The organism is Streptomyces sp. NPDC051776 (assembly GCF_040681345.1).
Taxonomy (GTDB): Bacteria; Actinomycetota; Actinomycetes; order Streptomycetales; family Streptomycetaceae; genus Streptomyces.
The window spans coordinates 1-12341 of record NZ_JBFAYQ010000021.1; the positions used below are offsets into that span (position 1 = coordinate 1).

9 protein-coding genes are annotated in these 12341 nt (G+C 73.1%); 7 read left to right on the forward strand and 2 right to left on the reverse strand.

The features are described from left to right. Nucleotides 1–559 precede the first annotated feature (559 nt). Entirely contained in the window at nucleotides 560–1588 is a 1029-nt protein-coding gene (locus tag AB0M26_RS17770; protein ID WP_365261629.1) for an aspartate-semialdehyde dehydrogenase, read from the forward strand. A gap of 59 nt (nucleotides 1589–1647) precedes the next feature. Here the strand turns inward: AB0M26_RS17770 and AB0M26_RS17775 are convergent, their stop codons facing one another. After that, nucleotides 1648–2151 carry a DUF1203 domain-containing protein gene (locus AB0M26_RS17775; protein ID WP_365261632.1) on the reverse strand — a complete coding sequence of 168 codons (504 nt, stop codon included), beginning with the start codon at nucleotides 2149–2151 and terminating at the stop codon, nucleotides 1648–1650. Nucleotides 2152–2261: 110 nt separating this feature from the next. Here AB0M26_RS17775 and pepN point away from each other — a divergent pair, with 110 nt between their 5' ends. After that, nucleotides 2262–4892, forward strand: a complete 2631-nt coding sequence (gene pepN / locus AB0M26_RS17780) for an aminopeptidase N (RefSeq protein ID WP_365261635.1) — start codon at nucleotides 2262–2264, stop codon at nucleotides 4890–4892. A 406-nt stretch (nucleotides 4893–5298) separates the two neighbouring features. On the opposite strand, the gene AB0M26_RS17785 is transcribed toward pepN, so the two are convergent. Further along, entirely contained in the window at nucleotides 5299–6375 is a 1077-nt protein-coding gene (locus AB0M26_RS17785) for a mechanosensitive ion channel family protein (RefSeq protein ID WP_365261638.1), read from the reverse strand. Nucleotides 6376–6604: 229 nt separating this feature from the next. Here AB0M26_RS17785 and AB0M26_RS17790 point away from each other — a divergent pair, with 229 nt between their 5' ends. From AB0M26_RS17790 to AB0M26_RS17810, 5 genes are all read left to right on the forward strand, one after another. Continuing rightward, nucleotides 6605–7141, forward strand: a complete 537-nt coding sequence (locus AB0M26_RS17790; RefSeq protein ID WP_365261641.1) for an HNH endonuclease — start codon at nucleotides 6605–6607, stop codon at nucleotides 7139–7141. 177 nt (nucleotides 7142–7318) lie between these two features. Continuing rightward, entirely contained in the window at nucleotides 7319–8734 is a 1416-nt protein-coding gene (locus tag AB0M26_RS17795; RefSeq protein WP_365261644.1) for an amidase, read from the forward strand. Between the two features lie 313 nt (nucleotides 8735–9047). After that, the gene (locus AB0M26_RS17800; RefSeq protein ID WP_365261647.1) at nucleotides 9048–9335 is read left to right on the forward strand and encodes a hypothetical protein; all 288 of its coding nucleotides are present in this window, start codon (nucleotides 9048–9050) and stop codon (nucleotides 9333–9335) included. Further along, complete coding sequence (gene malQ / locus AB0M26_RS17805) at nucleotides 9336–11915, forward strand: 4-alpha-glucanotransferase (protein WP_365261650.1); 2580 nt, start codon at nucleotides 9336–9338, stop codon at nucleotides 11913–11915. It begins immediately after the preceding gene. Between the two features lie 120 nt (nucleotides 11916–12035). Further along, nucleotides 12036–12269, forward strand: coding sequence for a hypothetical protein (locus AB0M26_RS17810; RefSeq protein ID WP_365261653.1), 234 nt, complete (start codon nucleotides 12036–12038; stop codon nucleotides 12267–12269). The last annotated feature ends 72 nt before the right edge of the window (nucleotides 12270–12341 follow it).

The following is a 12341-nucleotide window of genomic DNA, read 5'->3' on the forward strand; positions in this document are numbered from 1 at the left end:
CGGCTCGTCGCGGCTCCGTCAGCGCGGCTCGTCGCGGTTCCGGCAGCGGGGCTCGTCGCGGCCCGGTCCCCGCGGGCGGGCACCCGCCCCGCCGGTGTCCGGGTACGGGCACCCGCCCCGCCTCTGTCCAGGGGCCCGCCCCGCCGGTGTCCAGGCACCCGCCCCGCCGGTGTCCGGGTACGGGCACCCGCCCCGCCGTGTCCGGGGACCGCCATCCCCGTCGGCGTACGGATCCCTGACCAGTCGGCGTCCCGGCACGCGCCCGCCGGTGCCCGGGCACCGGCCCCCTGGGCGTACGGATCCCATGGCCCCTGCGCCCTCCCGGCACCTGGGCCCGGAGCCGCCGACGAGACGCAGGTCACGGGCGTACGGCCCCCCGGACCGGGTATCCGCCCCAAGGCTGCGTGCCCGGCCGTACGTCCGTCCCGCACCGCTCGTTCTCCGTCCCGCCACTTCCGGACAATCAGGACAATCGAGTGGACAGACCGGCCCGGCTCCGGCTCATGATGAATGGCATATGCCGTGCCGGGAGGGCACGTCCGTACCGAGAGGGAAACGCATGAGGGTCGGAATCGTCGGAGCCACCGGGCAGGTCGGGGCGGTCATGCGCACGATCCTCGCCGAGCGGAACTTCCCGGTGGAGGAGCTGCGGCTGTTCGCCTCCGCCCGCTCCGCCGGGTCAACGCTGGAGTGGCAGGGCCGGGACATCACGGTCGAGAACGCGTCCACGGCCGATTACACGGGCCTGGACATCGTGCTCTTCTCCGCGGGCGGGGCCACCTCGAAGGAGCTGGCGCCCAAGGTCGCCGCGCAGGGCGCCGTCGTGATCGACAACTCCTCCGCCTGGCGGCGCGACCCCGACGTGCCACTGGTCGTCTCCGAGGTCAACCCGGAGGACGCCCGCAACCGGCCCAAGGGCATCATCGCCAACCCGAACTGCACCACGATGGCCGCGATGCCGGTGCTCCGCCCCCTCCACGCCGAGGCGGGCCTGACCTCCCTGGTCGTCGCCACCTACCAGGCCGTCTCCGGCTCCGGCCTGGCCGGCGTCAGCGAGCTGCACGACCAGGCCTCGAAGGTGATCGCCGACGCGGACAAGCTCACGCACGACGGTGAGGCCGTGGACTTCCCCGAGCCCCGCGTCTACAAGCGCCCCATCGCGTTCAACGTCCTGCCGCTGGCGGGCAAGATCGTCGACGACGGCCTCCACGAGACGGACGAGGAGCAGAAGCTCCGCCACGAGTCCCGCAAGATCCTCGGCATCCCGGAGCTGAAGGTCTCCGGCACCTGCGTCCGCGTCCCGGTCTTCTCCGGCCACTCGCTGCAGGTCAACGCGCGCTTCGAGCGTCCGCTGAGCGTCGAGCGCGCCACCGAGCTGCTGGGCGGCGCCCCCGGGGTCGAGCTGTCCGAGATCCCCACCCCGCTCCAGGCCGCGGGCAAGGACGCCTCCTACGTGGGCCGCATCCGCGCCGACGAGACGGCCGAGAACGGCCTCGCCCTCTTCGTCTCAGGCGACAACCTCCGCAAGGGCGCCGCGCTGAACACGGTGCAGATCGCGGAGCTGGTGGCCGCCGAGCTCAAGGGCTGAGGCACCGGACACCGGACACGGGCCGTGGCCGCACCGTATGAGGTGCGGCCACGGCCTTCTCACGGTCTGCGCACCTCGAACTGGAAGCACCCGTACCCCAGCGCGCGGACATGCACCAGCGCCACGCCCGGGTCCGCGAACGCCTCGGAGAAAGCCCGGTCGTAGGCCTCCGTCGCCAGGGCCGCGTCCGGGACCTCCAGCAGCCGCCCGCCCACGATGCGGCCCTCCGCGTCGTACATCCGCACCGTGCGCAGGGCGCCCGGGTGCGCGAAGGGATAGCCCCCGGAGGGCTCCGCGCCCGCGCACTCCCCCGCGTGCACGAAGACCGGGCCCTGCTCGTCGTACGCGCCCGGGCGGGCGCCCGTCCGCGTCGCCCACCGGCGCAGCGGGGCGTACGAGACGAGGGCGATCCGCTCCCCGGGCTCGCTCGGGCGCAGACAGCAGCGCAGCGGCGCCCCGCCCTCGCCGTCCGTGAAGGGTTCCGCGGCGTGGCCGGCGTCGTCGTTCCTGCACAGCCGCCGCACCACCTCGGGTTCGATGGGCCGGGCTTCGTACGTGGTCATGGCGCCAGCCTGGCCGACGCATTGATCAGGTTCCGGCGGCAATACGACGTCGCGTTCCCCGCGGGGTTGGTGGAAGGATGGCGGAAAGTCCGAAAACAAGGAGTGACCGCGTGCCTGGCACGAATCTGACCCGCGACGAGGCGCAGGAGCGGGCGCGCCTGCTCACCGTCGATTCCTACGCGATCGAGCTCGATCTCTCCGGCGCCCAGGAGGGCGGCACGTACCGTTCGGTGACCACGGTGCAGTTCGACTCGGCCGAGGCAGGAGCGGAGACGTTCATCGATCTCGTGGCGCCGGCCGTGCACGAGGTCGTGCTCAACGGCACCGCGCTGGACCCGGCCGAGGTCTTCAACGACAGCCGGATCGCGCTGCCGTCACTGGAGGCGGGACCCAACGAGCTGAAGGTCGTCGCCGACTGCGCGTACACCAATACCGGTGAGGGGCTGCACCGGTTCGTCGACCCGGTCGACCAGCAGGCGTATCTCTACACCCAGTTCGAGGTGCCGGACGCGCGCCGGGTCTTCGCCTCCTTCGAGCAGCCGGACCTCAAGGCGACCTTCCGCTTCACCGTGAAGGCGCCCGAGGGCTGGACGGTGATCTCCAATTCGCCGACGCCCGAACCGGTGGAGAACATCTGGCGGTTCGAGCCGACGCCGAGGATCTCGACGTACATCACGGCGCTGATCGTGGGCCCGTACCACAGCGTGCACAGCAGCTGGGAGGGGAAGGGCGGGCGCGAAGCGCATTCCGTTGAGGGTGGTGGTGGGCGACGGGCGGGCGGCCGCTCGGTGCCGCTCGGCATCTACTGCCGTCCCTCGCTCGCCGGACATCTCGACTCCGACGCCATCTTCGAGGTCACGCGCCAGGGCTTCGACTGGTTCGAGGAGAAGTTCGACTACCCGTACCCCTTCGCCAAGTACGACCAGCTCTTCGTCCCGGAGTTCAACGCGGGCGCGATGGAGAACGCGGGCGCGGTGACCATCCGCGACCAGTACGTGTTCCGTTCCAAGGTGACGGACGCGGCGTACGAGACGCGCGGCGAGACCATCCTCCACGAGCTGGCCCACATGTGGTTCGGCGACCTGGTGACGATGGAGTGGTGGAACGACCTGTGGCTGAACGAGTCGTTCGCCACGTACACCTCGATCGCGTGCATGGCGCACGCCCCCGGCAGCCGGTGGCCGCACGCCTGGACCACCTTCGCCAACTCCATGAAGACCTGGGCCTACCGGCAGGACCAGCTCCCGTCCACGCACCCGATCATGGCGGAGATCCGCGACCTGGACGACGTCCTGGTCAACTTCGACGGGATCACCTACGCCAAGGGCGCCTCCGTGCTCAAGCAACTCGTCGCCTATGTGGGAATGGACGAGTTCTTCAGCGGCGTGCAGGCGTACTTCAAGCGGCACGCGTTCGGGAACACCCGTCTGTCGGATCTCCTCGGAGCGCTGGAGGAGACCAGCGGCCGCGATCTGAAGACCTGGTCGAAGAAGTGGCTGGAGACCGCGGGCATCAACATCCTGCGGCCCGAGATCTCCGTGGACGGATCCGGGGTCGTCACCTCCTTCACCGTGCGCCAGGAGGCCCCCGCGCTCCCGTCGGGCGCCAAGGGCGAGCCCACGCTGCGTCCGCACCGGATCGCCATCGGCGCGTACGACCTCGACGACCACGGCAAGCTGGTCCGCACCGAGCGGATCGAGCTGGACGTGGACGGCGAACTGACCGAGGTGCCGCAGCTCACGGGCAAGCGCCGGGCCGCCGTCTTCCTGCTCAACGACGACGACCTGTCGTACGCGAAGGTGCGCCTGGACGCCGAGTCGCTGGCGACCGTCACCCAGCACCTCGGCGACTTCACGGAGTCCCTGCCGCGGGCGCTGTGCTGGGCCTCGGCCTGGGACATGACGCGCGACGGCGAGCTGGCCACGCGCGACTACCTGGACCTCGTCCTGTCGGGGATCGCCAAGGAGTCGGACATCGGCGTCGTGCAGTCGCTGCAGCGCCAGCTCAAGCTGGCGCTGGACCTGTACGCCGACCCGGGCTGGCGTCCCCAGGGGCTGGCCCGGTGGGGCGACGCGGCGCTGGAGCAGCTCCGGGCGGCCGAGCCGGGCGGCGACCACCAGCTCGCCTGGGCCAGGGCGTTCGCGGCCACGGCCCGTACGGACGCCCAGCTCGACCTGCTCAGCGGGCTCCTGGACGGGACCGAGACGGTCGAGGGCCTGACCGTGGACACCGAGCTGCGCTGGGCGCTGCTGGAGCGGCTGGCGGCGACGGGCCGGGCGGACGAGAAGGCGATCGCGGCCGAGTTGGAGCGGGACCGGACCTCTGCGGGCGAGCGGCACGCGGCGACGGCGCGGGCGGCCCGGCCGACCGCCGAGGCGAAGGCCGAGGCGTGGGCTTCGGTCGTCGAGTCGGACAAGCTGCCGAACGCGGTGCAGGAGGCCGTCATCGGCGGCTTCGTCCAGACCGACCAGCGTGAGCTGCTGGCCCCGTACACCGCCCAGTACTTCGCCGCGGTGAAGGGCGCCTGGGATTCGCGCAGCCACGAGATGGCGCAGCAGATCGCCATCGGCCTCTACCCGGCGATCCAGGTCTCGCAGGAGACCCTGGACGCGACGGACGCATGGCTGGCGTCGGCGGAGCCCAACGCGGCGCTGCGGCGGCTGGTCACGGAGTCGCGCGCGGGGGTGGAGCGGGCGCTGAAGGCGCAGGCCGCGGACGCGGCCGCCGCCGACCAGCCGTAGGGCGGCACCGGACCGCAACCGCTGAGCGGCGGTCCATCGACGCGGCCCCGCCTTGGCATGAATGCCGGGGCGGGGCCGGATTGTGTGCGGGCCTCGTCGGTTACACGGGACCTGGTCGCGTGCGCCGGGCCAGGTCCCGTGCCCGGGGCCAGGTCCCGTGCGCGGGGCCAGGTCCCGTGCGCTCTCGTGCGCGGGGCCAGGTCCCATGCACTCCCGTGCGCGGGGCGGGGTCTGCGCGAGGCCGGGTCTGCGCGAGGCCGGGTCTGCGCGAGGCCGGGTCTGCGCGAGGCCAGGTCTGCGCGAGGCCAGGTCTGCGCGAGGCCAGGTCTGCGCGAGGCCAGGTCTGCGCGAGGCCAGGTCCCGTGCGCCGGGCCGGACCGGCCCCGGCTCGGATCGCGCCCCGGCGCTACTTCGTCAGGTTCGCCGAGCCGCCGGACTGTTGCGACGGTATCGGCGAGGCGTTCAGCGACTGCGGCGAGGTGGGGTTGGCCAGCGCCGACGGGGCGGCCATGCCCGCGGTGGGGTCCCCACCGGCCTCCAGCGCCGCTTCCTGCGGCAGCCCGCCGACGATGCGGATGCCCGCCTCGTCGAAGGCCCGCTTGATACGCCAGCGCAGCTCCCGCTCCACCCCGAGCGCCTTGCCGGGCATGGTCTTGGCGTTCGTGCTGATCACCATCGAATCGAGCGTCACCGAGTCCAGGCCGAGTACCTCCACCGGGCCCCAGAGCCGCTCGTTCCACGGGTCCTCCTTGGACAGCTGTTCGCCGGCCCGCTGGATGGTGCTACGCGCTTTGTCCAGGTCCTCGTCGTAGCGGATCTGCACGTCCACGGCGGCGGTCGCCCAGCCCTGGCTCTTGTTGCCGATCCGCTTCACCTCGCCGTTGCGGACGTACCAGATCTCGCCCTCGTCACCGCGCAGCTTCGTCACGCGGAGCCCGACCTCGATCACCTCGCCCGAGGCCACCCCGGCGTCGATGGTGTCGCCGACGCCGTACTGGTCCTCGATGATCATGAAGACACCGGAGAGGAAGTCGGTGACCAGGTTGCGGGCGCCGAAACCGAGCGCCACACCCGCCACACCCGCGCTGGCCAGCAGCGGCGCCAGGTTGATCTTCAGCACCGACAGGATCGTCAGCGCCGCCGTGCCCAGGATCAGGAACGAGGCGACGCTGCGCAGCACCGAGCCGATGGCCTCGGAGCGCTGGCGGCGCCGCTCGACATTGACCAGCAGCCCGCCGAGCGCGGTGCCGTCGACGGCCTGGGCGGTGCGGTTCATGCGGGCTATCAGCTTGGTGATCGCCCGGCGGACGACCGAGCGCAGCACCATCGCGATGACGATGATCAGCAGGATGCGCAGTCCGGCTTCGAGCCAGTCGGCCCAGTGCTGTTCCACGTATCCGGCCGCCTCGGTTGCGTTCTCGTGGGCCTCTCGGAGGGCGGGCGAATCGGGCGAGGAGTTGCCGTCGGCGAGAAACCAGGACACGGAGAGGACCTTCCTGTGGGACGAACAACCACACTAACGGGGCATCCCGTGTCATCCGACGCTCTGTTCGAGAGAGTGAGCTTTCCGACCAGGGGGAAAACAAGATGTGGTCGAAAACACTCCTGATGCGTTACCGGCACGTGGTGGCGCCGCGACCAGGCATGAGGAGAGACTGAGACCAGATCGTCCCGGCGCGAGCCACGCGCCGCCGGCGTACAAGGAGGCACCCGTGCCGCACGTCCTGGTCCTCAATGCGTCGTACGAGCCGCTCGGCGTCGTACCGCTCCGCCGCGCGCTCATCCTGGTCCTCAACGACAAGGCGATCAGCCTGGAGGACTCCGGCGCCCTCATGCACAGTGCGACCCGCGCCATCCCCGCACCCAGCGTCGTCCGTCTCAAGCGCTTCGTGCGGGTGCCCTTTCGGGGCCCTGTCCCGCTCACCCGCCGTGCCCTGTTCGCCCGTGACGGCGGCCGGTGCGCGTACTGCGGTGGCGTCGCAACCAGCGTCGATCACGTCATTCCGCGCAGCCGCGGCGGCCAGCACGCCTGGGAGAACGTGGTCGCCGCATGCCGCCGCTGCAACCATGTCAAAGCCGATCGGCACGTCGCCGAGCTGGGCTGGCGCCTCAGGCACCAGCCCGCTCCTCCGTCGGGGCTCGCGTGGCGGATCATCGGCACCGGCCATAGGGACCCGCGCTGGCTGCCATACCTGCAGCCGTACGGCGCGGACGACGCGATGGCCCGGATCGACGGCATATCTGCCTGAGGCCGGGCCTTCGTCGTACCCGGCCGCCCGGCGGCGGAGCGCCGCTGGGCGGTTTGTCGTACGACGACGCGGCGTGGGGCTCCCTCATCCAGCGGCTGCGGGTGCCGTTGTCGCGGGGCGGTCGGGACATCGAAGGCGGGGGCGGAAGGCCTTGAAGACGGGACCTAGGGTGGGGGCGTGTCCGAGGCGCATGAACTGACCATGCTGGAACAGGCCGCGGCCGTCCGCCGCGGCGAGATCTCCCCAGTCGAGCTCACCGAGCACTATCTGCGGCGGATCGAACGGCTCGACGGCGATGTCGGCGCGTATCTGACCGTCACCCCGGAGCGGGCGCTGGACGACGCGCGGCGCGCCGAGCGGCGGCTCGCGGGCGGCGCCGGGACGCCGCCGCTGCTGGGAGTGCCGCTGCCGGTCAAGGACCTCGACCCCGTGCCCGGTGTCCGGTACACCGCCGGGTCGGCCGTCTTCGCCGACCACGTCGCCCCTCCCGAGGCCGCCCCGCACGTCGTGGAGCTGCTGGAGCGGGCGGGCACCGTCCTGCTGGGCAAGACCAACACCCCGGAGTTCGGTCTTCCCGCCTACACCGAGGGCCGCGTCGGGCCGCCCGCTCGGACCCCGTACGACCCGGCCCTCGGGGCGGGCGGCTCGAGCGGCGGGGCGGCGGCCGCGGTGGCCGCCGGGCTTGCGCCCGCCGCCCAGGGCAGCGACGGCGGCGGGTCCATCCGCATTCCGGCGAGCTGCTGCGGCATCGTCGGCCTCAAGCCGAGCCGGGGCCGCATCAGTCCGGCCCCGATGGGCGATGTCAGCGGGCTGGCCACGCTCGGGCCGCTGGCCCGTACGGTCCGCGACACGGCTGCCCTGCTCGATGTGATGGCCGGGCCCGTGCCCGGCGACCCGGTCCCGGTGGCCGCCCCCGACACCGCCTTTCTGACCTGGTGCGACCGTTCGCCGGGCCGGTTGCGCATCGCCCGCTGGGCCCGGCCGGACGTAACGGGCGTCACCGTCGAGCCCGAGGTGCTCGCCGCATACGAGAAGACGTCCTCCCTGCTGGCCGAGCTGGGGCACGACGTGATCGACGCCGACCAGCCGCTGCGCCCGCACGACCGGGACGCCTTCACACCGGTCTGGGCGGTACTCGCCGCGATGGCGCCGGTGCCGCCGGATCGGGAGGTGGAGCTGATGCCCCTCACCCGCTGGCTGCGCGAGCAGGGCCGGGCCGCGGCCGGCCTGGACTACGCGCGGGCGCTGGCCGCGATGCAGCGGGTGGGCCGGCGTCTGGCAGCTGCCGTGGCCCCGTACGACGCCGTGCTGACCCCGACCCTCGGTCGGCTCCCGCAGCCCGTCGGGGCCCTCCGCGACGACGACGATCCGGCGGCGGACTTCGAGGCCCAGATCGCATTCACACCGTTCACCGGGCCCTGGAACATCGCGGGGCTGCCCTCGATCTCCCTGCCCCTGGGCTGGACCGCCCAGGGGCTGCCCGTCGGCATGATGCTGGGCGCTCCGCACGGCGCCGAGGGGCCGCTGCTGGCGCTCGCGGCGCAGCTCGAGGCCGCGGCGCCGTGGGCGGCCCGGAGGCCCAAGGTCTGGTGACCGGCCGGCCCGGCGAGCTACCCGCAGGCGATGGCCTGCGGGCCGTGACCTGCCCGAAGGCCGAACGTGTGATGGCCGGCCACCCCGCCGCCCTGGCCCCATATGCCCGCGCTCGCGCACGTTCCGGAAATACGCCGCCGTAGACTCACCTACAGCCGGAAGCTCTGCGCTCGGCGCGGGGTGCGGCCGTGAAATCACGCACGGGAGCGGGTGTGACCTGCCCCACGTTCCCGGGGCGTTCACGTCTGCTCCCGCGTTCGCTGGGTAGGGCTGCTCATGACCTGCATTCGACGACCCAGTACGGAGGCCTCGCGTGGCCGCGTCAGCACCGCTGCTCCTGTCCGCCGCCCATTCCAAACCCGTCGGCCCCCAGACCACCGAGCCGGTCAACCCGCTCGATCTGGAGGGCCTGTCCGACCCGGACTCCGGACTCGACGGCGCCAGCTCCCACGAATGGGCCGAGCCCCCGCTCACCAGCGAGCCGCCGCTGGCCGACGCGACGCCTCTCACCAGCGAGCCGCCGCTCGCCTCCGAACTTCCGCTGACCAGCGAGCCGACCGCCACCGGCATGGGTGCGGGCCTGGAGTCCATGGAGGTCTAGATGGGCCGAGCGCGGCTCGCCGCCCTGCACGGAGTCGCCACCTTCTACGAACCCGCACCCGGACATCGCATCGATGTCCCCGACGACACCGTCGTCGCCGTACTCGCCGCGCTGGGAGTCGACGCGTCCACACCGCGCGCGGTCCGTGCGGCCCTCGACGAGCACGCGCACTGGGAAGCGAACCGTCTGCTGCCGCAGACGGTGGTCCTGCGCAGGCCTACGGCTCCGGCCCCCACCGCCCCGCATCCCGGCGCGCCGCATCCCGGCGCGCCGACGGCCCGTATCTCGACACCGCAGCCTCCGGGGCGCGCCCGTCGCCCGCGCCACTCCCAGCGCGCCCGGCCCGTACCGGCCCTCCCCGAGGGGACCCTGCTGCACGTCGACACCGAGAGCGGCGAGAGCCTCCCCTGGGACGGCTCCGCGTTCTTCCGCGGCAACCGCGCCCTGAGGGCATGCGGAAGCGCCGCACTCGCCTCGGCCTCCGCCGCCACGGGTACCACCGCATCCGCCGGCCAACTCCCGTTAGGCACCCATACGTTGCGTGCACTGGCCCCCGACGGCCGGTCCGCCCGTGCCACCCTGATCGTCGCGCCCGAGCGGATGCCCGCTCCCCCGGGGCGCAGTTACGGCTTCCTCGTCCAGCTCTACTCCCTGCTGTCCGCCCGCTCCTGGGGCATGGGCGACCTCGGCGACCTGGCCGAGCTCGCCGCCTGGTCCGGGCGCTCGCTCGGCGCCGGGTTCCTGCAGCTCAACCCGTTGCACGTGGCCGTCCCCGGAGGCGGTGAGAACGCGACCGACCCCTCCCCGTACCGGCCGTCCTCCCGCCGCTTCCCGGACCCGGTGCACCTGCGTGTGGAAGAGGTGCCGGAGTACGGGTACCTCGACGGCGCCGCCCGCCGGCGCGCCGATGAACTCCGCGCCCGGGCCGGGGAGTTGCGGGACGGCGTCCTGCGGAAGGACGCCCTGATCGACCGGGACGCGGTGTGGCGGCTCAAGCGCGAGGCGCTGGAGCTGGTGCACGCCGTCCCGATGAGTCCCGGCCGCCGCGCGGCCTACTGCGACTTCCTCGCCGAACAGGGCCGTGCTCTGGAGGACCACGCCACCTGGTGCGCGCTCGCCGGGATCCACGGCCCCGACTGGCACGCGTGGCCGGGGGGCCTGCGCGACCCGCGCTCGGCCCGTACGGCGCGGGCCCGCGGCGAACTGCTGGACAGCGTCGACTTCCACTGCTGGCTCGCGTGGCTGACCGACGGGCAGCTCGCGGCTGCGCAGCGGGCGGCGCGCGACGCGGGCATGGCCATCGGGCTCGTCCACGACCTGGCCGTCGGGGTGCATCCGGGCGGCTCGGACGCCTGGGCGCAGCAGGGCTCGTTCGCCGCGGGCATGTCCGTGGGCGCTCCCCCGGATGCCTTCAACTCCCGGGGACAGGACTGGGGTTTGCCGCCATGGCGGCCCGACGCGTTGGCCGCCGCCGGCTACGCACCGCCCCGCGAACTGCTGCGCGGGGTCCTGCGCCATGCGGGCGCACTGCGCATCGACCATGTGATGGGGCTGTTCCGGCTGTGGTGGGTGCCGGAGGGGCGGGAGCCGACCGAGGGGACGTACGTCCGTTACGACGCGGAGGCGATGCTCGGCGTACTGGCCCTGGAGGCCAACCGGGCGGGTGCGGTGGTCATAGGAGAGGACCTGGGCACGGTCGAGCGGGGGGTGCGGGAGACACTGGCGGGCCGCGGTGTGCTGGGCACGTCGGTGCTGTGGTTCGAGCGCGACTACGACGCGCAGGAAGCGGACGCACGAGAAGCGGACGCGCAGGAAGCGGACGCACGAGAAGCGGACACGCAGGAAGCGGAAGGCCTGGACGCGGAGGGCGCTTCGGGGGAGGCACCGGAGGCCGCCGTCGCATCGAGGACTGCCGCCCCCGGCGAGCACAGAGAGTCCGTCGGCGGCGCGGCGGCCACCGGTGCTCCCGCCGCCGGGTCTGCAGGGGCCGCCGAGGCCGCCGAGGCCGCCGAGGGTCCCCCCGGGGGCGCGGACCGCGGTGAGGCCGAACGGGCCCGGCGCGCACGGCCGTTGGAGCCCGCCGCCTGGCGGTCCGGCTGCCTGGCCACCGCCACCACGCACGATCTGCCGAGCACCGCGGCCCGGCTCACCGGTGAGCACGTCGAGCTGCGGGAACGGCTCGGGCTGCTCACCCGGCCGCTGGCGCAGGAGCAGTCCGAGGACTCCGTAGAAGTCGCCGAATGGCTGGGGCTGCTCGGACGGCTGGGGCTCCTGCCGGAGGGGGCCGAGGACGAGGAGGGCGCGATCAAGGCGGTCTACCGGTTCCTGGCCGCCACCCCGGCGCAGATGGTCGGCGTCTGGCTGCCGGACGCGGTCGGGGACCGCAGACCGCAGAACCTCCCGGGGACCTGGGACCAGTACCCCAACTGGAAGCTGCCCATCGCCGATGCGGACGGGCGGCCGGTCACCCTGGAGCAGCTCGCGGCCTCTCCGCGCCTGCGCGAACTGATGGCGGAGCTGGCCGAACGCGTACCGCGCGCAGGCGGAGACGATCCCACTGCCCGCGGGGGCCGCCGCTGACGCCGTCGGCCGCGGCCCGGCCACCCCGCACGGCGGCGAGGCGGGCGGTTCGCGGCGGGTCGGTACGGCGTTGGGCACCCCGGGCGCGCGGGGTACGGAGCCGCCCGCTACGGTGAGCCTGTGGACAAGAAGAACGCCCTGCGTGCCGGAGTCGTCACCACCGGTTCCGCGCTGATGATGCTGCTCATGTCGTCCCCCGCGCTCGCGACGACCCGCGACGACGGCGACGACCCGGGTCCCGGCCTGAGTGTCGTCCAGACGCTGGGCCTCTTCGTCGGCCTGCCGCTGCTGCTCTTCGCCGTGATCGCGGGCCTGGTGCTCGTGGGCGACAAGTCCCACAAGCACCACGGCTGACGCGGCGCCGCAGCCCGCCGCACCACCGCGGGCGCTCCATACGCCTCGCATCGAGGGCGTCTCCGAAGCTCG